Origin of the sequence: Nonomuraea sp. NPDC050153 (assembly GCF_044460125.1) — a bacterium.
GTDB lineage: Bacteria > Actinomycetota > Actinomycetes > Streptosporangiales > Streptosporangiaceae > Nonomuraea.
Map to the genome: position 1 here is coordinate 1 of NZ_JBITJQ010000025.1, position 23,947 is coordinate 23,947.

At 71.8% G+C, this 23,947-nt stretch carries 20 protein-coding genes; 9 read left to right on the top strand and 11 right to left on the bottom strand.

The genetic code is table 11. The features are described from left to right. Positions 1-328: 328 nt before the first annotated feature. A complete protein-coding gene (locus ACIBQ1_RS41830; protein ID WP_397286286.1) occupies positions 329-622 on the bottom strand; it encodes an SDR family oxidoreductase in 294 nt (97 codons plus the stop codon). On the opposite strand from ACIBQ1_RS41830, the gene ACIBQ1_RS41835 reads away from it, so the two are divergent. Both ACIBQ1_RS41835 and ACIBQ1_RS41840 read left to right on the top strand, forming a co-directional pair. Then, on the top strand, positions 614-853 hold the full coding sequence (locus ACIBQ1_RS41835) for an EamA family transporter (RefSeq protein ID WP_397285975.1): 240 nt from the start codon (positions 614-616) through the stop codon (positions 851-853). The genes ACIBQ1_RS41830 and ACIBQ1_RS41835 overlap by 9 nt on opposite strands. A 76-nt stretch (positions 854-929) precedes the next feature. Beyond that, on the top strand, positions 930-1,946 hold the full coding sequence (locus ACIBQ1_RS41840) for a class I mannose-6-phosphate isomerase (protein ID WP_397285977.1): 1,017 nt from the start codon (positions 930-932) through the stop codon (positions 1,944-1,946). 42 nt (positions 1,947-1,988) lie between these two features. On the opposite strand, the gene ACIBQ1_RS41845 is transcribed toward ACIBQ1_RS41840, so the two are convergent. The 3 genes from ACIBQ1_RS41845 to ACIBQ1_RS41855 are packed head-to-tail and all read right to left on the bottom strand — an operon-like array spanning position 1,989 to position 5,846. Beyond that, a complete protein-coding gene (locus ACIBQ1_RS41845) occupies positions 1,989-2,984 on the bottom strand; it encodes a hydroxyacid dehydrogenase (protein ID WP_397285979.1) in 996 nt (331 codons plus the stop codon). Further along, positions 2,981-4,027, bottom strand: a complete 1,047-nt coding sequence (locus ACIBQ1_RS41850; RefSeq protein ID WP_397285981.1) for a LacI family DNA-binding transcriptional regulator — start codon at positions 4,025-4,027, stop codon at positions 2,981-2,983. Before ACIBQ1_RS41850 ends, ACIBQ1_RS41845 begins: the two co-directional genes overlap by 4 nt. After that, entirely contained in the window at positions 4,011-5,846 is a 1,836-nt protein-coding gene (locus ACIBQ1_RS41855; RefSeq protein ID WP_397285983.1) for a DUF2264 domain-containing protein, read from the bottom strand. Before ACIBQ1_RS41855 ends, ACIBQ1_RS41850 begins: the two co-directional genes overlap by 17 nt. A 272-nt stretch (positions 5,847-6,118) precedes the next feature. Here ACIBQ1_RS41855 and ACIBQ1_RS41860 point away from each other — a divergent pair, with 272 nt between their 5' ends. The 4 genes from ACIBQ1_RS41860 to ACIBQ1_RS41875 are packed head-to-tail and all read left to right on the top strand — an operon-like array spanning position 6,119 to position 12,343. Continuing rightward, a complete protein-coding gene (locus ACIBQ1_RS41860) occupies positions 6,119-8,128 on the top strand; it encodes an ABC transporter substrate-binding protein (protein ID WP_397285985.1) in 2,010 nt (669 codons plus the stop codon). Positions 8,129-8,132: 4 nt separating this feature from the next. Continuing rightward, on the top strand, positions 8,133-9,122 hold the full coding sequence (locus ACIBQ1_RS41865) for an ABC transporter permease (protein ID WP_397285987.1): 990 nt from the start codon (positions 8,133-8,135) through the stop codon (positions 9,120-9,122). A gap of 12 nt (positions 9,123-9,134) precedes the next feature. Continuing rightward, complete coding sequence (locus tag ACIBQ1_RS41870) at positions 9,135-10,214, top strand: ABC transporter permease (RefSeq protein ID WP_397285989.1); 1,080 nt, start codon at positions 9,135-9,137, stop codon at positions 10,212-10,214. 17 nt (positions 10,215-10,231) lie between these two features. After that, positions 10,232-12,343, top strand: coding sequence for a dipeptide ABC transporter ATP-binding protein (locus ACIBQ1_RS41875; protein ID WP_397285991.1), 2,112 nt, complete (start codon positions 10,232-10,234; stop codon positions 12,341-12,343). Here ACIBQ1_RS41875 and ACIBQ1_RS41880 read toward each other — a convergent pair. The 4 genes from ACIBQ1_RS41880 to ACIBQ1_RS41895 form a co-directional block, all read right to left on the bottom strand. Then, on the bottom strand, positions 12,290-13,816 hold the full coding sequence (locus tag ACIBQ1_RS41880) for a hypothetical protein (RefSeq protein WP_397285993.1): 1,527 nt from the start codon (positions 13,814-13,816) through the stop codon (positions 12,290-12,292). The genes ACIBQ1_RS41875 and ACIBQ1_RS41880 overlap by 54 nt on opposite strands. Positions 13,817-13,879: 63 nt before the next feature. Beyond that, a complete protein-coding gene (locus tag ACIBQ1_RS41885; RefSeq protein WP_397285995.1) occupies positions 13,880-15,238 on the bottom strand; it encodes an ABC transporter substrate-binding protein in 1,359 nt (452 codons plus the stop codon). 22 nt (positions 15,239-15,260) lie between these two features. Continuing rightward, positions 15,261-16,166, bottom strand: coding sequence for a carbohydrate ABC transporter permease (locus ACIBQ1_RS41890; RefSeq protein WP_397285997.1), 906 nt, complete (start codon positions 16,164-16,166; stop codon positions 15,261-15,263). Next, entirely contained in the window at positions 16,163-17,068 is a 906-nt protein-coding gene (locus tag ACIBQ1_RS41895) for a carbohydrate ABC transporter permease (RefSeq protein WP_397285999.1), read from the bottom strand. The genes ACIBQ1_RS41890 and ACIBQ1_RS41895 overlap by 4 nt, the downstream gene beginning before the upstream one ends. Before the next feature lie 384 nt (positions 17,069-17,452). Here ACIBQ1_RS41895 and ACIBQ1_RS41900 point away from each other — a divergent pair, with 384 nt between their 5' ends. Continuing rightward, positions 17,453-18,439 (top strand): LacI family DNA-binding transcriptional regulator, encoded by a 987-nt coding sequence (locus ACIBQ1_RS41900; protein WP_397286001.1) that lies wholly within the window; start codon positions 17,453-17,455, stop codon positions 18,437-18,439. Further along, positions 18,436-20,580, top strand: coding sequence for a beta-galactosidase (locus ACIBQ1_RS41905; protein WP_397286003.1), 2,145 nt, complete (start codon positions 18,436-18,438; stop codon positions 20,578-20,580). Before ACIBQ1_RS41900 ends, ACIBQ1_RS41905 begins: the two co-directional genes overlap by 4 nt. A 51-nt stretch (positions 20,581-20,631) precedes the next feature. Here the strand turns inward: ACIBQ1_RS41905 and ACIBQ1_RS41910 are convergent, their stop codons facing one another. The 3 genes from ACIBQ1_RS41910 to ACIBQ1_RS41920 all read right to left on the bottom strand — a co-directional run bounded on the left by ACIBQ1_RS41910 (position 20,632) and on the right by ACIBQ1_RS41920 (position 23,049). Continuing rightward, positions 20,632-21,618: an arabinan endo-1,5-alpha-L-arabinosidase gene (locus tag ACIBQ1_RS41910; RefSeq protein WP_397286006.1), complete on the bottom strand. Its 987-nt coding sequence runs from the start codon at positions 21,616-21,618 to the stop codon at positions 20,632-20,634. A 337-nt stretch (positions 21,619-21,955) separates the two neighbouring features. Continuing rightward, positions 21,956-22,450 carry a hypothetical protein gene (locus ACIBQ1_RS41915; RefSeq protein ID WP_397286008.1) on the bottom strand — a complete coding sequence of 165 codons (495 nt, stop codon included), beginning with the start codon at positions 22,448-22,450 and terminating at the stop codon, positions 21,956-21,958. Next, positions 22,447-23,049: an RNA polymerase sigma factor gene (locus ACIBQ1_RS41920; RefSeq protein WP_397286010.1), complete on the bottom strand. Its 603-nt coding sequence runs from the start codon at positions 23,047-23,049 to the stop codon at positions 22,447-22,449. The genes ACIBQ1_RS41915 and ACIBQ1_RS41920 overlap by 4 nt, the downstream gene beginning before the upstream one ends. A 170-nt stretch (positions 23,050-23,219) precedes the next feature. Between ACIBQ1_RS41920 and ACIBQ1_RS41925 the strand changes: the two genes are divergently transcribed. Then, positions 23,220-23,918: a DUF2306 domain-containing protein gene (locus tag ACIBQ1_RS41925; protein ID WP_397286012.1), complete on the top strand. Its 699-nt coding sequence runs from the start codon at positions 23,220-23,222 to the stop codon at positions 23,916-23,918. Positions 23,919-23,947: the final 29 nt, after the last annotated feature.

Sequence of the window (23,947 nt, forward strand, 5' to 3'; positions counted from 1 at the left end):
GCCAGGAGTGGCACAGCCGACCGGGAAACCGGCGGAAGAAAGGCCCTGGGCCCTACCGTCGAGCATCATTCACCTCGCCTGCTCCCGACCCGACTGCATACAGTGTTCGATCTTGCGAAACCCGTCCCGGCGGGTCGCTCACGGGCTTCCATGAGCGCCGCACGAGGGGCGGGGGCGAGCTCGGCGTGGCCCAGTTCGCAGCCCCGAGGCCGCGATGGCTGAACCGTTCATGGCGTCCACTGTCGCCGCCCGCCCTGATATCGGGCCGTTGCCGTCCTGACACCGTCGCTGACACGACATCGCGTGGTCGATGACGTTCGTGAGGGGTTCAGCGGGGAAGGGGGCGAACGTGGCACGCCCCCCGAGCGAAGGAACGGGTGACTGACGCTGACAGGACCTCGGGGTCGTCGGGCATCCACGGGTTCGGGTCGGTGACCGTCGGGCCGGGCGCGACGGCGTTGACCGTGATGCCCCGCCCGCCGGCCAGCTGGGCCAGGGAGCGGCTGAGTGCCTCGACGGCGGCCTTGCTCCTCGCGTACGGCTGCTCGGGCATCGCGATCCTGGTCGCCGCCGCCGACAGGTTGATGATGCGGCCGCCGTCCTGCGCATCGGCATGCTCTATTACCGGGGCATCCGTGACGTGGGGCCGGCGTCGGCGTCGATCATGATGTTCCTCGTGCCCGTCGTCGGGACCACGTGCTCCGCCCTGTTCCTGGGCGAGTCGTTCGGCACCGTGCAGGCGGTGGGCGCGGCCGTGCTCCTCGTCGGAGCCGTCCTGGCCGTCACCCAGGGCAGGCTCCCGGTACGGCAGCGCGCCGTCGTAGGAGAACCCGCTGCTCCTCGCCGGAGTTGAACACGAGGGCGACGACCTGCTGGGAGCTTCCCCCGAGTGGTGCCGCTTCTGGCACGTCTGACATGATTCAGGGAGTATGACTATCTACCGCCTGCCCGCCAACACACCCCGCTCGTTCTACCGGGGCGAGGGGCGCATCGGCAGGTTCCGTGGCATTCGTCCCGTCGATGATCCGTACTATCCGGAGGATTGGATCGCCTCGACCACGAGCCGGCACGGCGCGGCGCCCGCGGGGCTGACCACGCTGCCCGACGGCCGGTCACTGGCCGAGGCCATCGCCGGCGATCCCCTGTGGTGGCTGGGGGAGCGGCACGTCGCGAAGCACGGTGCCGACCCGGCGATCCTGGTGAAGCTGCTCGACGCGGGCGAACGCCTGCCGCTGCACGTGCACCCCGACCGCCGGTTCGCCGCCGCCCACCTGGCCTCGCCGTACGGGAAGACCGAGGCGTGGGTGATCGTCTCGGCCGAGCCGGGGGCGGTGGTGCACCTCGGCTTCGCGAGGGACGTGGAGCCGGGCGAGCTGGCCGGCTGGGTCGCGGACCAGCGGATCGACCAGATGCTCGGCGCCACGAACCGGGTGCCGGTGCGGGCCGGCGACGCCATCGTCTGCCCCGCGGGTCTGCCGCACGCCATCGGGGCCGGGGTTCTCATGGTCGAGGTGCAGGAGCCGACCGACTTCTCCGTGCTGCTGGAGTGGAAGGGCTTCGACATCGACGGCCCGGCCGCCGGGCATCTGGGGCTGGGCTTCGACCAGGCGCTCGCCTGCGTCGACAGGAGCGGCTGGGGCGCGGAACAACTCGGCGAGCTGAGCCGCGACCGCCGCCCGGCGGCCGACGCCCGGCCCGGGGTCCACCGGCTCTTCGCCGAGCTCGCCGACGAGTTCTTCGCGGCCGAGCGGCTGCGCCCCGATCCCGTCAGCGTGCTGGAACCGGCGTACTCCGTCGTCGTGATCACGGCCGGTGAGGGCTCCGTCGAGGGCGAGCACGGCGCGCCGGTCCCGGTCGCCGCCGGGGACACGCTGCTGGTCCCGTACGCGGCCGGGCGGTGCACGCTGCGCGGCGACGTCACGGCGGTGCGCTGCAAGCCGGCCTGAACCGGGCCGGCCCGAGCCAGGGTCGTCGAGCGTGGCCTGGCGTCAGGCGATGCGGGGCAGGTCGGTGAGGCGCACCTGGCCGTGGAGCGGCCGCCCCGTGACGAACCGTTCGACCTCGCCCACCGCGTACTCTCCGAGCGCGCGCAGCTCCCCGCCGCGGGCGCCGCTGACGTGCGGGGTCACCCAGACCCCGGGCGCGGACAGCAGGGGATGGCCCGCCGGCAGCGGCTCGGGGTCGGTGACGTCGAGGATCGCGTTCAGCCTGCCGGACACGCACTCGCCGGTGAGCGCCTCGGTGTCGACGAGAGTGCCGCGGGCGGTGTTGACCAGCGTGGCGCCGTCCGGCAGCAGGCCCAGGCGGCGCCCGTCCAGCAACTGGTAGGTCTCGGGCAGGGCAGGCGCGTGGACCGTCACCAGGTCGGCGCGCCGGCACAGGTCGTCGAGTCCGACCGGCTCGCAGCCGAGCTCGCGTGCCCGGCGGGCGTCCACGAAGGGGTCGCTGAGCAGCGGGGTCACGCCGTATCCCCGGAGCCGTTCGATCACCAGGCGGCCGACGCGGGAGGCGCCGATGACGCCGACGGTGGCGGCGCCGAGCCCGGCGCGTTCGCCCGGAGTCGGCACGCCGCCGGGCCGGGGGCCGTCCGGCCAGCCGCCCGCCGCGTAGCCGCGGATCCGGCGCGGCACCGACTTGGCGGCCAGGACCAGCATCGACATCGTGTAGTCGGCCACCGGCACCGCGTTCGCCGCGGCGGCCGACGACACGATGATGCCCCGTTCGAACACCTCCGCGGTGACGTGCTCCTTGACGCTGCCGGCGGCGTGCGCGATGGCCCGCAGCCTGGGCGCGCGCTCCAGCACGGCCACGTCGATGCGGGGGCAACCCCAGCCGGTGATCAGCACGTCCACGTCGGCGAGCGTCCCCCCGAGGTGGGGGAGCACGGCGTCGGGGGCGTCGACCAGCCCGGCCAGCCGTTCGCGCACGTCATCGGGGAAGAGCTCGCCGAACAGCCCGCCGTGCATCGCGAAGGCGGCCCTCACCGCACGCTCCGCAGGCGCCGCACCGAGCGCCTGACCACGATGTGGGTGCCGAGCGTGATCGGCGGCTCGGCCAGCGGGTCCTTGCCGGACAGGGCCAGGCGCACGGCGGCCCGGCCCAGCTCGGCGTGCGGCAGGTGGACGGTGGTCAGCCCGATGTCCTCGGCCGGGGGCACGTCGTCGTAGCCGACGACGGAGACGTCCTCGGGGACGCGCAGCCCGTGCTCGTGGATCGCCTGGACGGCCCCGGCGGCGATCACGTCGGTGGCGGCGAAGACCGCGGTGAAGTCGTGCCCGGCGGCGAGCCGCCGCTTCATCGCCGCGTACCCGCTGGCCCGGTCGAAGTCGCAGCGCAGCTCGAACGCCGGGTCGTGGCCGAGCCCGTGGTCGGCGAGGGCCGCGCGGTAGCCCGCCACGCGGCTGTCCGACGTGGTGTGGCCGGGCCGCAGACCCAGGTAGAGGATGCGCCGGTGCCCGGCCGACAGCAGGTGGGCGGTGACCGCGTGCGCTCCGCCCGTGTTGTCGAACCCCACCGTGAGCGCCGGGACCCCGTCGCCGAGCGGCGGCCGGCCGCACAGCACCAGGCGCGAGCCCGAGGAGGCCAGCCCGTGGGCGTAGCGCGTCATGCGCTCGCGGTAGTCGTCGTCCAGGATCACGCTGCCCACCAGGATCACCGCCTCGGCGCGCTGCTCGCGCATCATCTGGACGATGCTGAGCTCGCGCTCCATGTCGCCGCCGGTGGTGCAGATGAGCGACAGGCGCCCCTCGGCGGCGGCCTGCTCCTCCACGCCCTGGGCGATGTAGGCGTAGTACGGCACCGACACCGAGTTGACGACGATGGCCACGGCTCCGGGCGAGGCCACGGACAGCGCCCTGGCCTGGGCGTTCGGCACGTAGTCCAGCTCGCGCACCGCGCGCAGCACCTTGTGCCTGGTGCTCGGCTGCACTGGGTAGTCACCGGCCAGGGTGCGCGAGACGGTCGCCACCGAGACCCCGGCGTGCTTGGCGACGTCGCGGATGGTGACGCGTTTAGCCGGTCCAGACAACGCGCGCCCCCACGGATCCGTTGCGGGTGTAGGCGGGCTCGCGGCCGAGCGCGACCGTGACCCGCGATCCAGCGGCATCATTCCACGAGGCCAGGTCGCCCTCCACGCGAATTTCCGGGATCCGCGCCGGGGAGCCGCGGCCCAGCCGCACCGCCGAGACGTAGACCGCGGCGCCGCCGGGATGGGCGCCGACCAGGTACGGCGTGGCGGAGTGCGGGCCGATCGCGTTCTCGTCCTGGCGCAACGCCGCCTGGGCGGTCCGCCAGCCGTGCAGCCCGGCGATCTCGCTCACAAGGTCGTCCGGGGCGGTCCGCACGGAGGCGGTGAGCCCGGCCAGCGTGACCGCGCAGGGCTCGCCGGAGGCGAGGGCGTGGCCGCCGTCGCGGACCACGCCGCCCGCCGGGGCGGTGACCCGGTGCACGCGCACCTCCCACGGCCCGTCGAGCACGGAGGCGGTCTCCACGACGACCTCGCCGTCGGCGTAACGGGAGGCGGCGAAGTCGCGGGCGACGCCGATCCGCTCGATGCGGCGGCGCCGGGTGGCGCGCCCGTCGGGGAGGAGCACGGCGAGGTGGTTGTCGACGTTCTCGGCCCGGCCGCCGGGGCCGGTCTCGGGCGCGGTGTGCGTGGAGTAGCCGAACTTGGCGTAGTGCGGGTCGTCCTTGGCCGCGTCGGGGTCGTTGCCGTCGCTGCCGTGGTTGACCAGGCGGGTGACCCCGTCGGTGCGGTGCAGGAGCCAGCCGGGCGCGGGCAGGGCCACGGTGAGGTCGCCGTCGCCGGGCTCGGCGGCCGGGGCCGTCCACACCGGGTGGTCCGGGCCGAGCAGCAGTCCCAGGAACCCCTTGCTCGCCCAGTACGGCGACGCCGGCCCCGAGTAGCCCTGGGTCACCGGCAGGTACGGCCGGTGCCACCCCAGGGTGAGCAGCCCGCGCTCGTCGGGCACGCCGTGGGCGGCGAAGTGGTCGAGCGTGCGGCCCGCCATCAGGCGCGTGGTCCCCGGCTCGACGGGCGAGGCGTCGACGAGCGCGCCGAGCCAGAGCGGGGCCAGGCTCGCCATGCGGTACGTGAGCGACCGGCCCTGGTGCATCGGGGCGCCGTCGGGGGCGAAGAAGTGCCGGTAGCCGTCCAGGAACGTACGCAGCCGCTCCTTGTAGATCGTGGCGTCGGCGCCCGACATCCTGGCCCACCAGAGCGTGTAGAGGTGGATGGCCCAGCCGCAGTAGTAGTCGTAGTTCTGCCCGGCGCCGTCGGTGTACCAGCCGTCGCCGACGTACCAGCGCTCGACGTCCGCGAGGTGCCCGTCGATCTCGCCCTGGTCGTACGGCCCGCCGGCCCCGGCCAGGAACTGCTCGACGATCACCTTGAACAGCACCCAGTTGCACGGCCAGGCCCGCTTGCCCACGATCTCGCCCAGCCAGGACACCACCCGCTCCTGGACACCCGGGTCGAGCCGGTCGAACAGCAGCGGCCGGGTCTCGTGCAGCGCGATCGCGATCGAGGCGGCCTCCACGATCGGCTGGCTCAGGTCGGTGACGGCCGGCCAGGCGTACTCGTGGCCGGGGTCCGTGCCGTGCGCGAGCCCGTCGGCGTAGCGCTCCAGCAGGCCCGCGGGCGCGTCGGCCGGGTCGCCCGCGAGGCGGAACGCGGCGAGCAGGAACGTGCGTGCGAACCCTTCGAGCCCGTCGGAGGCCGGCCCCGACCAGCTCGTCCGGCCCGGCAGCCGGTACTGCGAGAAGCCGGGAGAGGCATGCGGCACCACGGCGTCGAGCAGCCCGTCCGCCACCTTCACCCAGTGCTCGCGAGGGCGGTCAGCGCGCACGAGCGCCTCCTGGTAATCGGTTACTAGTCAACCCGGCGCGAACATACGCACGCTTCACAACCGCCGTCAAGACCCGCTCTGGTCGAAGGTAACGAGATGCTAACAACTCCACCGACCCGAGTGGTGAACCCGCTGGAAGGCCGGATATTTCCGGATTCGGGGATACGCGGATGGGTCTTGACGACCGGGTAACCGGCTCTTAGCGTTCAGCGCAACTTGTCGAGTAACCGGTTACCAAGCCATTCGCCCCCAGCCGCTCTTGGAGTCTCGACATGGCCCATCGACCCGATCTCTCCAGCCTCAGCCGTCGCGACCTGATCAGGCTCGGCGGCGGCGCTCTCCTCGTCACCACGTCGCTGTCGGCGTGCACCGCCCCCGGATCACCGGGCGGATCACAGGGCGGATCGCAGGCGTCGAAGAGCGCGCCTCCGGCCAACCGCCCGCTGGAGGCCCCGGCGCTCGCCGAGCAGGTCAAGGCGGGCAAGCTGCCCGCGCTCGCCGAACGGCTGCCCGAGGTGGCCGACCGCCTGGTCGTGGACGGGCCCGAGGGCCCGGGCGGCTACGGCGGCACCTACCACGGCGCCTGCCTCGGCGAGGGCGACGACCCGTGGCTGGAGCGCCTGATCGCCTACGAGCCGATGCTGCGCGTGGATCCGGCCGGCAGGACGACGCTGCCCGGCACGTTCAAGGAGGTCACCGCCGACGCCGACGGCACCGCGTACACCCTCCACATGCGCAAGGGCATGCGCTGGTCGGACGGCGAGCCGTTCACCGCGGACGACGTGCTGTTCGCGATCGAGGACGTCTACTACAACGAGAAGGTCACCACCACGGGAGTGCCGGCGCTGCTGCACGTGGACGGCGAGCGCGCCAAGGTGGAGAAGGTCGACGACCACACGGTGAAGCTCACCTTCGCCAAGCCCAAGGGCGACTTCCTCGACGGCTGCCGCACCGCCACCTGGACGGGGACCAACTTCGGCTTCTTCCCCAAGCACTACCTCAAGGACTTCCACCCGACGTACAACAAGGACGTCGAGAAGGACATGAAGAAGAAGGGGTTCGGCGAGTTCCCGGCCTACTGGGAGGACCGGATCAAGTGGTGGAACAACCCCGAACGCCCGACCCTGCACGCCTGGGTGGTGACCGACCCGCTCAACACCGGCGACCGGGCGGTGGCCGAGCGTAACCCGTACTACTGGAAGGTCGACTCCGGCGGCGCGCAGCTGCCCTACATCGACAAGCTGGAGTTCGCGATCATCCAGGAGGCCGAGGTGATGCTGCTCCAGGGCGTGGACGGCAAGCTCGACTTCCACGCCCGGCACATCAACTCCGACGTGAACAAGCCGGTGCTGGCCGAGGGACGGCAGAAGGGCGGTTACCGCTTCATCAAGGTGGAGCCGACCTCGATGAACCGGATGATCATCTCCTTGAACCTGTGCCACAAGAACAAGGAGCTGCGCGAGGTCTTCAGGAACAAGGACTTCCGCGTCGGCCTGTCCCACGCCATCGACCGGCAGAACATCATCAACACCGCCTACCAGCGCCAGGGCGAGCCCTGGCAGGCGGCGCCGCACCGCAACTCGGAGTTCTTCGACGAGCAGATGGCCAAGCAGTACACGCAGTACGACGTGAACCTGGCCAGCCGGCACCTCGACCAGGCGGGGCTGACCCGCAAGGACGGCGAGGGCTTCCGCCTGCTGCCGGGCGGCGAACGGCTGCGCTTCTCCCTCGACCTGATCACGCTGTTCCCCGAGTGGGCCAACGCGGCCGAGATGGTCCGCCAGAACTGGGCGGCGGTCGGCGTCGAGATGAAGGTGAACCCGATCGAGCGCACCCTGTTCTACGACCGCAAGGCGGCCAAGGCCAACGACCACGACGCGAACGTCTGGGCCGGGGACGGCGGCCTGCGCATCGAGATCGACGAGCCGCGCTGGTGGTTCCCCAACGGGGAGGAGTCCAACTACGCCACCCGCTGGGGCATGTACTTCCAGACCCGCGGCGAGAACGAGGACGGGGAGAAGCCGCCCGCGCAGACGCTGCGCCAGATGGAGCTCTACCGGCAGATGCGGACCGAGCCCGACCAGGCCAAGCGTAAGGAGCTGTTCCGGCAGATCCTCACGATCGCCAAGGAGCAGTTCTACGTCATCGGGATCGTCCTGCCCACCGACGGCTACGCGATCGTCGGCAACAAGCTGAAGAACGTGCCGGCGAGCTACCCCGACGCGTTCCAGTTCCTCTCGCCCGGACTCGTCAACGTGCCGACCTGGTACTTCGGGGCCTGAGCCGATGCTGCGCTACATCGGCAGGCGCGTCCTCGTCCTCATCCCGACGCTGGTCGCGATCTCCGTCGTCACGTTCGTGGTCATCCAGCTCCCGCCGGGCGACTACCTGACCACGCTGACCGCGCAGCGGGCCGCCCTGGGCGACGCCGTGCCCACGGGCGAGGTGGCCCGGCTGACCGAGCGCTACGGCCTGGACCAGCCGGTCATCGTGCAGTACTGGCAGTGGATCTCCAACATCCTGTTCCACGGCGACTTCGGCGAGTCCTTCGACTACGCCCGGCCGGTCACCGCGCTGCTCGCCGAACGGCTGCCGCTGACGATCACGCTGTCGCTGGTCACGCTCGTCTTCATCTGGGCGGTGTCGTTCCCCATCGGCGTCTACTCCGCGATCCGGCAGTACTCGGCGGGCGACTACACCTTCACCTTCCTCGGCTATCTCGGGCTCGCCGTGCCCAACTTCCTGATCGCGCTCGTGCTGATGTGGGTCGGGCTCAAGTTCTTCGGCCTGAACGCGGGCGGGATCCTGTCGCCGGAGTACCGCGACGCCCCGTGGAGCCTGGCCAAGGCGGGCGACCTGGTGGCCCATCTGTGGATCCCGATCGTCATCTGGGGCACGGCCGGCACCGCGGGCAACATCCGCGTGCTGCGCGCCAACCTGCTGGACGAGCTGCGCAAGCCGTACGTGGTCGCGGCCAGGGCGCGCGGCATGCCCGAACGGAAGATGACGATCATGTATCCGGTGCGGGTGGCGATGAACCCGTTCTTCTCCACCATCGGCTGGGTCCTGCCCGGACTGATCGCCGCGGACGCGATCACCTCCAAGGTGCTGAACCTGCAGACCACCGGGCCGCTGATGCTGCGCGCGCTGCTGGCCCAGGACATGTACCTGGCCGGGGCGATCCTGCTGATCAGCGCGGTGCTGGTGGTGGTCGGCACGCTGGTCTCCGACGTCGCGCTCGGCTGGCTGGACCCGCGCGTCCGGCTCAGGTACTAGGAGGGCCCGATCATGAAGGACGAGACCCTCGCCGTCGCGTCGCAGTGGAAGCTCGTCTGGTGGGGCTTCAAGCGCCACCGGGTCGCGCTGGTCTGCGGCTTCGTCACCGTCGCCATCTACCTGGTGGCGGTCTTCGCGCCGTTCCTCGCCCCCGGCTCCGGCCAGCGGACCAACGCCGACTACACCTACGCCCCGCCGCAGGCGCTCCACTTCGACACCGGCACCGGGCTGTACGTCCACCCGTACACCTTCAAGCAGGACCCGGAGACGCTGGCGCTGTCGTTCGAGGTCGACGAGGGCAAGAAGGTGCCGGTCGGCTTCTTCGTCAAGGGCGAGCCGTACGAGCTGCTCGGGTTCATCCCCTGGGACCGGCACCTGATCGGCCCTTCGAGCGGGGGGCACATGTACCTGCTGGGCACCGATTCGGTGGGCCGTGACCTGCTGTCCAGGATCATCAGGGGCACCACGGTGTCCATGTCGATCGGGCTGGTCGGCGTGCTGCTCTCGCTGGTGCTGGGCGTCGTGCTCGGCGGCGTGTCCGGGTACGTGGGCGGCCGCACGGACACGGTCATCCAGCGCGTCATCGAGATCATCATGTCGATCCCGACGATCCCGCTGTGGATGGCGCTGTTCGCGGCCGTGCCGGCCTCGTGGAGCCAGCTCGAACGCTACTTCGCGCTCACCGTCGTCATCTCGCTGGTCGGCTGGACCGGCATGGCCAGGGAGGTGCGGGGCAAGTTCTTCGCGGTACGCGGCGAGGAGTACGTCATGGCCGCGACCGCCGACGGCGCCGGGCGCTTGCGGATCATGTTCCGGCACATGCTGCCGTCGTTCACCAGCCACATCATCGCCAACCTGTCGCTGTCGATCCCGTCGGTGATCCTGGCCGAGACCGCGCTGTCGTTCATCGGGCTCGGCCTGCAGACCCCGATGATCAGCTGGGGCGTGCTGCTGCAGGAGGCGCAGAACATCCGGGCGGTGTCCACCGCGCCCTGGATGCTCATCCCCGGCCTCGCGGTCGTGGTGACCGTGCTGGCCATGAACTTCTTCGGCGACGGCCTGCGCGACGCGGCCGACCCGTACAAGCACTGATCTCTCCGGAGGGCCCCGTGGAAGGACCGCTGCTCAGGATCGAGGGGCTGCGCACCCACTTCTTCACCTCGGAAGGCGTGCTCAGGGCCGTGGACGGGGTGGACCTGTCGGTGCCGGCGGGCAGGACCGTCTGCCTGGTCGGCGAGTCGGGATGCGGCAAGTCCGTCACCGCGCGCTCGATCCTGCAGCTCGTCGACCGGCCGGGGCGGATCGTCGAGGGCTCGATCCACTGGAAGGGCGCGACCGACCTGGCCGGGCTCGACCCGGCAGGGGAGGAGCTCCGGCGGGTGCGCGGCGGCGAGATCGGGATGATCTTCCAGGAGCCGATGGCGTCCCTGTCACCCATGTACACCGTGGGTGCCCAGCTCTCCCAGGCGCTGCGGCTGCATCGCGACCTGACCAGGCAGGAGGCCCGGCAGGAAGGCGTCGCGCTGCTGCGCAAGGTCGGCATCCCCAACGCCGGGCAGCGCTTCGACGCCTACCCGTTCCAGCTGTCGGGCGGGATGTGCCAGCGCGTGATGATCGCGATCGCGCTGTGCTGCGACCCGGCGCTGCTGATCGCCGACGAGCCGACCACCGCGCTCGACGTCACCACGCAGGCGCGCATCCTCGACCTGATGATGGACCTGCGCGCGCAGAACGACATGGCGATCCTGTTCATCACCCACGACCTCGGCGTGGTCGCGGAGATCGCCGACGAGGTCGCCGTGATGTACCTCGGCAAGATCGTCGAGCACGGCACCGTGGAGGAGATCTTCTCCGATCCCCGCCACCCGTACACGCGCGCGCTGCTCCGCTCGATCCCGGAGCTGCGGGGGAGCGGGGCCCGCCGGCGGCTGACCGCGATCCGCGGGATGGTGCCGTCACTGCGTCAGGTGCCGGACGGGTGCCCGTTCCACACCCGCTGCGACCACGCGATCGACGGCCTCTGCGACACCGCGCCGCCCCCGCTCAGGAGGTACGGCGCGGCGCACGTGGCCTCCTGCCACCTCGACGAGGTCCCGGCCGAGCCGCCTGCCCCGGCGCTCCGGGTCGCCGAGCGGGCCGCCGCCGCTTCGGAGGCGGCCGAACCCCTGCTCAGGATCGAGGGGCTGGCCAAGCACTACCCGATCGGCGGCGGCCTGTTCCGCAGGCCGACGGGGGTCGTGCGGGCCGTGGACGGGGTCGATCTGACGATCCTGCCCGGCCGGACGCTCGGCCTGGTGGGGGAGTCGGGGTGCGGGAAGACCACGCTCGGCCGCTGCGTGGCCCGGCTGGCCGGCCCGACCGCGGGGCGCATCCTCTACCGGACCGCTTCGGGGGACGAGGTCGACCTCGCCACGGTGACCGGGGCCCGGCTGAAGGAGTTCCGGCGGCAGATCCGGGTGATCTTCCAGGACCCGTTCTCCTCGCTCAACCCCCGGATGACGCTGCGGCAGATCGTCGGCGAACCCCTCAAGACCCACGGCATCGCCTCCGGCGGCGAGCTGACCGACCGGGTGGCGGACATGCTGGCCCGCGTCGGGCTCCGCCCCGAGTACATGCGGCGCTACCCGCACGCGTTCTCCGGCGGCCAGCGGCAGCGCATCAACATCGCGCGGGCGCTGATCACCGGACCCCGGCTGGTGGTCGCCGACGAACCGGTCTCCGCGCTGGACGTGTCCGTGCGCGCCCAGATCCTCAACCTGCTCACCGACCTGCAGGAGGAGCTCGGGCTGACGTACCTGTTCATCTCGCACGACCTGTCCGTGGTCGAGCACATCAGCGACCGGGTCACCGTCATGTACCTGGGCAAGGTCGTGGAGGACGCCGACACGGCCGGCCTCTACCGGCGGCCGCGCCACCCGTACACCGAGGCGCTGCTGCACGCCGTGCCGGTGCCCGACCCGGCGCGGCGGCGGGCGCGGCACGCCTTCGAGATCGCCGACGACCTGCCCGACCCGGCCGCGCCGCCGCCCGGGTGCCGCTTCCACACCCGCTGCGCGCACGTCCGCGCCGGGCTGTGCCACACCGACATGCCCGAGCTGCGGGCGTACGGCGAGCGGCGGCGGGCGGCCTGCCATCACGCGGCCGAGCTCACCCTCGCCGGGGTCGGGTCAGCGGCAGGTGAAGCGGAGGTCGACGGCCGGATGGCCGGGCGGGACGCGTAGCCGCAGGCGGTAGACGGTGTCCGGGCGGCCGTGGTGGTCGCGGGTGCGCAGCGTCTCGACCGTGGCCGCGAATCCGGGATGGTCGAGGGTGACCAGGCCGTCCCAGCTCACCCGTCCGCCGCGCGGCTCGGGGCGGATCCGGCTGACGAACACCTCCTCGACCGGCACGTCGCCGGTGAACTCGTCACGCAGGTCGAGCCGGCCGTCCCGGTGCCAGCGGAACCGGCGGAGCACGGGCGCCGGGTAGGCGGAGGTGAGGTCGAGCGCGAAGGTGAGGCCGTCGGGCGTCTCGGTGTACTCCAGGACCTCGGCGCGCCCGCCGCGCTGGGGGACGCCGCCGACGACCGGCAGCGAGTGGCCCTCCGCCGAGGGGTGCAGGAGGGTGTGGCGCCGGTCACCGAAGTAGTCCCGCGTGTACTCCCCGGCCCCCAGGTCGTCGAGCACGTTGCGACCGCCGGCCCTGAGGACGAAATGGCCCAGGTCGTCATGGTTGTGTGGCTCGTCGTTGTGCCCGCCCTTGGCCGCGAAGCCGTAGCCGCGCTCGCCCCGGTCCACCACCCAGGCCAGGTCGGGCAGGTAGCTGACGGCCGCCACGGGACGCGACGGCACCGGGCGGGACCAGGAGAGCGTCCTGGACAGATGGCCCCACCGGTAGCAGTGGTCGGCGTGGAACGAGGGCACCCTGTCCGGCCCCGGCGTGCCGAAGCGCTCGGCCAGCCGGGTCAGCAGCCCGGCCGGGAGCGACGGGTCGTCCGTCGTGTCCGAGAACGGCACGTGCCCGCCGTCGGCGAACCGCACCCGGTGCGGGAACGCGGCCATCGCGGCCACCTTGGGATCGTCGAGCAGGTCTTCCCCGGTGCTCTCGCGCAGCGCCTCGGCGAAGTAGACGAAGTAGCCGAACCCGTAGACCCAGTACGCGACGCCCTCGACGCAGCCGCCGTCGTCGCCGTACCCGTCCAGGAAGCGTCGCATCGCGGCCCGGCACCGCGCCAGCACCGGCTCGGGGTCGTCCAGCACGGCGAGCGCCGCCATCCCGGCGGCGCCCCCGCACACCGCCTCCCAGTTGTTGCCGAACCCCTCCCACTCCATGGGACGCGGGTCCAGGAACCGGTCGAGGACCCGCCTCGTGACCTCGGCTCGGGCCCGCTCGCCGACCACCGGGTCCACCCGTCCGGCGATCTCGGCCAGCGTGTGCGCGGTCTCGCAGGCGAACAGGTCGACGGGCATCGACCGGTGCGCGGGCAGCACCCACGTGTACTCGTCGCAGGTGGCCCACACCACGTCGTCGAGCGCGTCCCCCGGATCGAGCAGGGCCAGGGCCGCGAGTCTGGCGCGGCGGCCGAAGTAGCGCCGCTCGTAGCCCAGCCGGTCGCCCGTGCGCCCGAATTCGCGCAAGGCGGTGTACGGCAGGGCGGGCAGCGGCTCGTCGCTCGCCGCGACCTCGCGGATCTCGCGCACCAGACCGGACAGCACGGCTTCGATCATAAGGAATCGGGCGGCCCGGGGCATCGCGCCGGGCCGCCCGATCCGCCCGGGTCAGCCGCTGCTGAGCGTGAAGCCCTGCTCGGTGCCGAAGGTGGTGATGCGGTCCTGCCAGGTCTTCAGCGCGGCGGCCAGGTCGCCGCCGCCGTCGATGGCCTGGCCCACGGTGTCCTTGAAGATGCTGTTGGCGTACACCTGGAACGGCAGGTACTGCCACTCGGGGCGGACGGCGGCCGAGGCGTCGCCCAGGACCTGGTTGATCTTCTGCCCGTCGAAGAAGTCCTGCGGAGCGTCACGGAAGGCCGGGTCGTCGAGCAGCGCCTTCGTGGCGGGGAACAGCCCGGCCTCGGAGTTCAGCGACTTGACGGCCTCCGGGTCGGAGTTGAGCCACTCCGCGAAGGCGACGGCAGCCGGGACGTTCTTGCTCTGCGGGATGACCGCCACCGACGATCCGCCGTTCTCGGAGTTCATCGGCTTGGCCGCGTCGAACTGGGGCATCGGGGCCACCGCCCACTTGCCCTTCGTCTTGGGGATGGAGTTGATGATGCCGTTCGGGGCCCAGGCGCCGGTCAGCCAGGTCGCGTACTTGCCGGAGCCCATGCCCTTCCACCACTCGTCCGTCCAGCCGGGCTGCGGGTCGACCAGCTTCTCGCCGAGCAGGGTGTTCCAGGTGCCGACCCACTGCTTGACGCCGGGGTCGGAGGCGAGATTGACGCTGACCGAGCTCTCGCCCGAGGTCTTGAACGGCGTGCCGCCCGCCTGCCAGATCATGCTGTCCACGCCGCCGGCGTCACCGGGGTCGATGGTGGTGATGAAGTTGTCCGGGTTGTCGGCCTTGATCTTCTTGGCCGCCTCCACGAACTCCGCCCACGTGGTCGGGGGCTTGATCTTCAGCTTGTCGAAGATGTCCTTGCGGTAGAACATCGCCATCGGGCCGGTGTCCTGCGGGATGCCGTACACGCCGCCGTTGATCGCCACCTGGCCCCACGCCGCGGGGGCGAACTTGTCCTTCAGCTCGGCGGCGCCGTAGTCGGCCAGGTTGACGACCTGCTTGGCCAGCGCGAACTGGGGGAGCGCGAAATACTCGACCTGCGCCACGTCGGGCGCGCCGGAGCCGGCCTTGATCGCGGTCTGCAACTTGGTGTACTGGTCGGCGGACTGCCCCGCGTTGACCACGTTGACCTTGATGTTCGGATATTTCGCCTGGAAGCGGGCGACGGTCTTCTCGATCCCCGTGACCCACGTCCAGAACGTCAGCTCGGCCGGCTTGCTCAGCGCGTCCTGGACGGCCGCCGACGCGCTCGGGGCGGCGGACGGTGCCGCGGTGGCGCCCCCTCCAGAGCCACCGCCGCACGCGGCCAGTGCCAGTGACAGGGCCGCGGCGACACCGGCGGTCATCGCATGTCTTCTCATGATGTTTCCTCACTCACGGGGGTTACTGCTTGACGCTTCCGGTGGCCAGACCCGACTGCCAGTACCGCTGGAGCACCAGGAAGGCGACGATCAACGGCACGATGGACAGCAGGCTGCCGGTCAGGATGAGCTGGTAGCTGGCGTCTCCGGCGCCCGAGGTGCCGCTGTTGGCCTGGGCGTTCCACTGGTTGAGCCCCACGGTCAGCGGGAACCAGTCCGGCGTGTTCAGCACGATCAGCGGCAGGAAATAGTTGTTCCACGTCGCGACCAGCGCGAAGAGCAGGACCGTGACGAACCCGGGGGCCAGCAGCCGCAGGGCGATGGTGCGGAAGATCCTGAACTCGCCGGCCCCGTCGATGCGGGCCGACTCCAGGATCGAGTCGGGCACGGCGTCGGCCGCGTAGACCCGCATCAGGTAGACGCCGAACGGGCTGCACAGCGCCGGGATGAGCACCGCCCACGGGGTGTCGACGATCCCGACCTGGCTGAAGAGCAGGTACGTCGGCACCGCCAGGGCCGTGCCCGGGATGGAGATCGCGCCGAGCACGGTCGCGAACAGCAGCTTGCGGCCCGGGAAGTCGTACTTCGCCAGGGCGTACCCGCCGAGCGTGGCCAGCAGGGCGGCGCCGCCCGCGCCCACCACGGCGTAGAGCACGGTGTTGCCGAACCAGCGCAGGAAGATGCCGTTCTGGTAGCTCAGGGTGTCGCCGATGTTGGCGAACAGGTGGAAGTCCCCGCCGAACCACAGCCCGAAGGTCGAGAACAGGTCGGCGCCGCTCTTGCTGGCGTTGGCCAGCAGCCAGAACAGCGGGAGCACCGCGTACCCGAACATCACCAGCATGATCACGGTGAGGGTGGCGCTCTTCCTGCGCCGCCTGGCGGGGGCGGATCGGTGCGCGCCGGACCGGCGCGTGGCGACCGCGGTCACAGGGTCTGCTCCCTTCTCGCCGTGACGAGCTGCACGGCGTACGCGACCACGACGGTGACGAGGCCGAGGACCACGGCGACGGCGGCCGAGTAGTTGATCTGCTGGCCGTTGAAGGCGAGGTTGTAGGCGTACATGTTGGGGGTGTAGCTGGTCGAGATCACCGCGGGCGCGAGCTTCTGGAGGATGTTCGGCTCGTTGAAGAGCTGGAAGCTGCCGATGACCGAGAAGATCGTCGCCACGAGCAGCGCGGGGCGCAGGGCGGGCAGCTTGATGCTCCAGGCGACGCGGATGGCGCCCGCCCCGTCCATCTCGGCGGCCTCGTAGAGCTCCTCGGGGATGGCCCGCAGCGCGGCGTACAGGATGATCATGTTGTAGCCGACGTACTCCCAGGTCACCATGTTGCCGATGGAGGTCAGCATCCAGGGGCGCGACAACAGGTCCGGGGCCGCGACTCCCAGCGCGTCGCCGAGCTGTCCCACCAGGCCGAACTGGTCGCCGTACATGTAACCCCACATCAGGGCCGCCACCACGGCCGGCACCGCGTACGGCATGAAGATGGAGATCCGGAAGAGCGACGGCCAGCGCAGCCTGCCGCTGTCGATGGCGAGCGCGCATCCCAGCGCGATGAGCAGCATGATGGGCACCTGCACGACCAGGAAGAGCGCCACGCGGAGCAGGCCCGCCCCGAACAGCGCGTCGCCCAGGGCTCGGGTGTAGTTGGCCAGCCCGGAGAAGACCGTGCCGCCGATGAGGCGGTCCTGGAAGAAGCTGAGATAGATCGCGTACACCAGCGGCGCGACCACCGCGACCAGGAAGAACACGAAGAACGGCAGGAAGAAGGCGTAGCCGGCGACCCGCAGGCGAAGGAGCGTCCGCCCGGGCCGGGCGGCCCGCGCGGTCATGTCGCGCTCCTCTGCGATGTTCGCGCTGCCACGAATACTGGCACTGAGCTCTCCTTGTCGGGGCCGTCTGCGGCCGATGGGCCGCGCTGCTACCTGCGCCACCGGGGACCTACTCGCTGCGGTAGCTGCGGTGATCGTGTGTTTGCGTAAACATGAAGAAGGTGTCCCGTAGTCTGGAGCCGCCGCCGAATCATGTCAATAGGTAACCCTCGGTTAACACATCTGGCGATTTGGCAGTCTTTTGTGTCGAGCTCTCGCGGCCATTGACGGCTGGGGCATGTTTACGTAAACATCGGGGCGAGAACATCGGACGATCAGAGGTGGCAGTTGGACGGGACGACCCAGGAATCGCCGGTGGGACGGCGCTCGCGCAGACGACCGTCCATGGCCGACGTCGCCGCGATGGCCGGAGTCTCCAGTCAGACGGTCTCCCGGGTGGTCAACAACCGCAGCAACGTCGAGGAGGAGACCCGCCAGCGCGTGCTGTCGGCCATGCGGGTCCTCGGATACCGGCCCAACACCGCCGCGCGCGCCCTGGTCACCGGCCAGTTCCGCACCCTGGGCCTGATCAGCTTCGGCCTCTCCAGCTTCGGCAACGCCCGCACCGTCGACGCCGTCACCAGGGCGGCGCAGCGCGCCGGCTACACCGTCAACATGATCGCCGTCGAGTCGCAGACCGAGCAGGCCGTGCACGAGGCGTTCGACCAGCTCACGGTGCAGGCGGTGGACGGCATCGTGCTCATCGAGGCGCAGATCCTGGACACCCCGTCGCTGCGCCTGCCGCCCGGCGTCCCGGTCGTGATGGCCGACGGCGACGTCAGCCACCGCCACCCCATGGTCGACACCGACCAGGCCCTCGGCGCCCGGATCATCACCCGCCACCTGCTCGACCTCGGCCACGAGACCGTCTGGCACGTCGCCGGGCCCGAGGACTCCTACGCCGCGCGGCGCCGGGCCGAGTCCTGGCACGCGGCGCTCAAGGAGGCGGGGGCCGCGACTCCCCAGCTGCTGTTCGGCGACTGGAGCGCGGCCAGCGGCTACCGGGCAGGGCTGGAGCTGGCGCGGCGGCCCGGCGTGACGGCCGTCTTCGCCGCCAACGACCAGATGGCCCTCGGCGTGATGCGCGCCATGATCGAGGCGGGCCGCCGCGTCCCCGAGGACGTCAGCATCGCCGGCTTCGACGACCTCGACGAGTCGGCCTACCTCTCCCCGCCGCTCACCACCGTCCGCCAGGACTTCGACGTGGTGGCCGAGAAGATCGTCTCGCTCATGATCGGCCAGATCGAGACCGGGTCGGCCCCGTCCGCCACCGCGTTCGTCGCCCCTGAGCTGGTCGTCAGGCAGAGCACCGCCGCGCCGCCCCGTTCGTGACAGAGAGAAAGGAGGAGCGGCGGACCTCGCCCGGCGAGGCCGCCGCGCCGACGATGAACGCCGTACCCCGCGATGTCAGGCCGGTCTCCGGGACCGCCGGAGCCCCGTCCCCCGCCGACCGGCTCCGGCGCCGGCTCGGCGGCATGGCCTTCGGTGGCGACTACAACCCCGAACAGTGGCCGGCCGAGACCAGGGCGGAGGACCTGCGCCTCATGGCCGAGGCCCGGGTGAACCTCGTCACCGTCGGGGTGTTCGGCTGGGCCCGCGTGGAGCCGGCGCGCGGAGCGTACGACTTCTCCCTGTTCGACCAGGTCCTGGATGACCTGCACGCGCACGGGATCACCGCCGACCTCGCCACCATGACGGCCTCCCCGCCGCCCTGGCTGGTTCACGAGCACCCCGAGATCCTGCCGGTCACCGCGGACGGGACCGTGCTCGGCCCCGGCGGGCGCCAGCACTTCTGCCCGTCCAGCCCGGTCTACCGGGAACGCGCCGCGCTGCTGGCGGAGCGGCTGGCCGAGCACTATCGCGGCCACCCGGCCCTCGGCCTGTGGCACGTCGGCAACGAGTACGGCTGCCACATCCCCGCCTGCTACTGCGAGGTGTCGGCGGACGACTTCCGCCGCTGGCTGCGGGAGCGCTACGGCGACGACGTCGAGGCGCTGAACGACGCCTGGTCGACGGACTTCTGGTCGCAGCGCTACGCCTCCTTCGACCACGTCCTGCCGCCCCGCGTGGCTCCGACGTACCCCAACCCGGCCCAGCAGCTCGACTACATGCGCTTCGGCAACGACGCGCTGCGCGCCTGCTACGACCTGGAGGCCGGCATCCTGCGGCGGATCACCCCCGACGTGCCGATCACCACGAACTTCCTGGCCGGGCTGAAGGCCGTCGACGTCTTCGACTGGGCGCCGGGGGTGGACGTCGTGTCGGTCGACTCCTACCCCGACCCCCACGACGAGCGGCCGCACCTGGCCCCCGGCCTGGTGTACGACACGATGCGCGGCGCCGCCGGCGGGGACCCGTGGATCCTCATGGAGCAGGCGCCGAGCGCGGTGAACTGGCGGGCCAGAAACGCGATCAAGCAGCCCGGCCAGATGCGGCTGTGGAGCTGGCAGGCGGTCGCGCACGGGGCCGACGCGATCCTCTACTTCCAGTGGCGGCAGTCACGGGGCGGCGCGGAGAAGTTCCACTCCGGCATGGTGCCGCACGCGGGGGCCGACAGCAGGGTCTACCGCGAGATCGTGGCGCTCGGCAGGGAGCTGGCCTCGGTGCCCGACCTGGCCGGTACGCGGGTGCGCAACCAGGTGGCGCTCCTGCTCGACTGGAACAGCTGGTGGGCGCTCGAACTCGACTCCCACCCCTCCGACGGGGTGCGCCAGCAGGACCGCCTGCTCGACCACTACGGACCCCTGTTCGAGCTCGGCGCGGGCGTGGACGTGGTGCCGCCGTCGGCCGACCTGACCGGCTACCGGCTCGTCGTCGTGCCCAACCTGTACCTGCTGGCGGGCGAGGACGCGCGGCGGGTCTCGGCGTACGTGTCCGGCGGCGGCGCGCTGGTCGTCTCGTTCTTCAGCGGCATCGTGGACGAGCACGACCGGGTCCACCTGGGCGGCTATCCCGCGCCGCTGCGTGACGTCCTCGGGGTGCGGGTCGAGGAGTTCTGGCCGGCGGCCGAGCACGAGACGTTCGCCGTACGGGGCTGCGGGCCGCTCGCGCACCTCGAAGGGACGGCCGACCTGTGGCGCGAGGACCTGCGGCTCACCGGGGCCGAGGCCGAGCTCGTCTTCGACGGCCCCGACGGGGCCGGCCGCCCGGCCGTGACCAGGCACGCGTTCGGCGAGGGAACCGCCCGCTACGTCTCGACCCGCCTCGACGAGCCGGCCATGCGGTCGGTCCTCGCGCGGGCGCTCGCCGAAGCGGGCGTCACCCCCGCCGTCGACGGGTTGCCTCCCGGGGTCCAGGCGAGCGTGCGCGCCGGAGCCGGCCGCCGCTTCCTGATCCTGCTGAACCACTCCGGCGAGAAGCACGACGTCGCCCTCCGCGGCGAGTGGACCGACGCCCTCTCGGGCGAGGACGTCGAGGCGGTCACGCTGCCGCCGTCGGGCGTCGCCGTGCTCCGCTCCGGGGCCGGTCAATAGGGCCCGGTCAGTAGGAGCCCGGTCAGTAGGGGCCCAGTCAGTTGGGGCCGGTCAGTAGACGAAGGGCCAGCCGGCGTTGTCGTATCCGAGGAGGTTGATGCCCAGCAGGGGCGCGCCGTTGTTCGCGTAGTAGTGGTAGTAGAGCACCTCGGCGTCGCTGTCGGGGACCACCGCCTGGTGGCCCGGCCCGTGGACGCTGCCGTGCCCGGCCAGCACCTGGGTGCCGCCGCCCGAGGTCATGGCGACGCCGTTGCGGTCCACGTACGGGCCGGTGACGCTGGTGGAACGGCCGACCATGATCCGGTAGGTGCTGCTCGCCCCCTGGCAGCAGGCGTCGAACGACGCCCACAAGTAGTAGTACGAGCCGTGCCTGAAGATGAACGGCGCCTCGATCGCGGTCGTGCCGCCCGTGCGCTGGGCCAGGCCGGTGATCGAGGTGCCCAGGCGCCTGCCGGTGGCGGGGTCGAGCTGGATGAGCTTGATCCCGGTCCAGAACGAGCCGAAGGAGAGCCACCAGCGGCCCTGGGCGTCCACGACGAGGTTGGGGTCGATGGCGTTGTAGTTGCTCGACGACGTGGTGGAGACGATCAGGCCCTGGTTCGTCCAGGAGCCGGACGCGCCCGTGGCGCTGGTGGCCAGGAAGATCGCCGAATTGCGCGAGCCGAACGTCGACGCCGAGTAGTAGAGGTAGTAGCGCCCGTTGCGGTAGGAGATGTCGGGTGCCCACAGGCTGGCGCTGCCGCCGGTGTACGACGTGGTCCACGGCGCGCCGCCGGGGAAGACCGCGCCGGCGTTGCGCCAGGCGGTCCGGTCGGTCGAGGTCTTGATCGTGATGTTGTCACCGGTGTGCACCAGCAGGTACGACCCGTCGGGCCGCTTGACCACGCTCGGGTCGTGCACGCCGGTGTCGCCCGTCACCCGCCCCGGATTGGGGTAGGACGACGGGGGAGTGGTCGGCGTGGCCAGGGGCACGGGCACGGGCTCGGGCAGCACCGCGGCGGCGCCGAGCAGGAGGGTGACGAGAGCTCGTTTCCACATGACGTGACCTCCTAGGAGACGGCCCTGACGGACCGCTGCCGGATGTTCGCGCCGTCCGCCGCGGAGCAGCCGAAGACCTCCAGGCGCGGCTCACCGCTGAACCTCTCTCAGGTCTCTGTGAGCGCTAACACTTGACTGGCCAGAGTTACCGTTCACCTGGGGGGCGTCAAGCACGTCTGCCACCGCCGCAGGTCGGGCGCGTGAAACTTTCACGCGCCCGGGCCGGGGCGCTGACCAGGTGGCCTGGCGCCCCGGCCCGGCACTCAAGGCGGGAGCGGGTGGCCGGCTCTCCCCGCGCCGGTGCTCAAGGCGGGAGCGGGTCGGCCGGGCCCGGCGGTCAAGGGGAGGGCGGCCCGGGCGGGTCGGTCAGCTCGCGCAGGCGGCGCAGCAGCGCGGCCTGGCGGGCATGGGCGCGGACGGCCAGCACCAGCGCCCCCGCGACGAACACCCCTCCGACCGCCAGCGTCAGGCCCAGCCCGGTGCCGCGCTGGACGGCGACGACGGCCAGCACGCCGGTGGTGGCGAGCGAGGCGGCCAGGCCGAGCCAGGCGGCGATCACCCGGTCGGCGGCGAACAGCGGCACCCGGCGGGTCACCAGCCAGCCGCCGTAGCCCGCCCAGGCCAGGCAGAACAGGATGAGCATGGCGAAGGCCAGCTGGGTGCGCCCCGGCAGCGGCCCTGGCTCGCTCCACCACAGCGTGCCCGCGAACAGCGCCCCGATCAGGCCGGCCAGCAGCGCCACCAGCGCCCGGACGCGCCTCTTCGGCGACAGCGCGGGTTCGAGCCGCTCGATCATCTCTCGTGCCGACAGGCGCGGTTCTTCCTCGGTCATGGCCGGGTTCCCTTCTCCTCAAGGTGGGCACGCAGCAGGCGACGGGCACGGTTGAGCCTGGACTTGACCGTGCCGGCGGGGATCCGGCAGATCTGCGCGCAGTCCTCCACCGACAGGTCCTCCAGGTAGAACAGGACGAGGATCTCCCGCTCCAGCACCGGCAGCTCCGACAGGGCGCTCACCAGCTCCGCACGGTCGACTATGGCCTCCACCATGCCCGCCACCGGGCCCGCCGCCATGCCCGCCACCGGGCCCGCCGCCATGCCCGCCACCGGGCCCGCCACCGGGCCCTCCACCGGGACCTCGGCGGCCACGTCGCGGGCCGCGAGCTCCTCCCGGGCGTACTGGCTGCGCAGGCGGTCGGTCACCGACCGGCGGGCGATCGTGAACAGCCAGGGCGCGAACCGGGCCGGCTCCCGCAACCTGGGCAGCCCCCGGATCACGGCCAGCCACACCTCCTGGCTCACGTCGTCGGCCCGCTCGGCGTCCAGCATGCGCCGTACGTACGTCCACACCGGCACCCGCCAGCGCTCCACCAGCTCGGCCAGTGCCGCCCGCTCACCCAACTGGGCGCGGACCACCAGCAGCTCATCGGTCATCTCTTCCTCCCGTCACCCTGCACAGTCGGACGAGACGCCGACGAGGTTCACGGCCGCCGGGTCACGGCCCCGACGGCCGAAAGTACTACCCCGCCGGCGGCCGAAAGGCGGAACGAGCACGAGCCCTTACGCCGATGAACCGGCCCCGCCCCCGTTGCCACCATCGAGCCATGACCCACACGAAGGCCGCCCGGCTCATCCCGGCCGGACTGCTCGCCCTCAGCGCCGTCCCCGTCCTCGCGGGCGCCGTCCGCGTGGCCGAGCTGACCGGCGGCGCCGCCATCACCGCGGACAGCGCCCGCTTCCACGCCGGCCCCGTGCCGGTGATGCTGCACATCGCGGGCGTCACCGTCTACAGCGTCCTGGGCGCCTTCCAGTTCGCGCCCGGCTTCCGCCGCCGCAGGCCCGCCTGGCATCGGGCGGCCGGGCGGCTGCTGGTGCCGTGCGGCCTGCTCGCGGCGCTCACCGGCGTGTGGATGACCCTGTTCTCCGACCTTCCCGCCGGCCACACCGGGCTCCTGACCGCCTTCCGCCTGGCGGCCGGCTCGGCCATGGCCGTCTGCCTCGCCCTCGGCCTCGCCGCGATCCTGCGTCGCGACGTCGCCCGGCACCGCGCCTGGATGATCCGCGCCTACGCGCTCGGCATGGGCGCGGGCACGCAGGCGGTGCTCTTCTCCGCCTGGTACGCGGCCACGGGCGGCGACGCCCACACCGTCGCCAGGGCACTGCTCCACGGCCTGGGATGGGGCATCAACCTCACCGTGGCCGAATGGGCCATCCGCGGGCGCTCCCGGCGGGCCGCCCGTCAGCCGATCGGCGGGGCGGATCAGCCGTCCGGAGGGGCGAGGAGCTCAGCCGCCGATTCATGACATAGGCGGATGTGCGGCTCGCTGCCGGA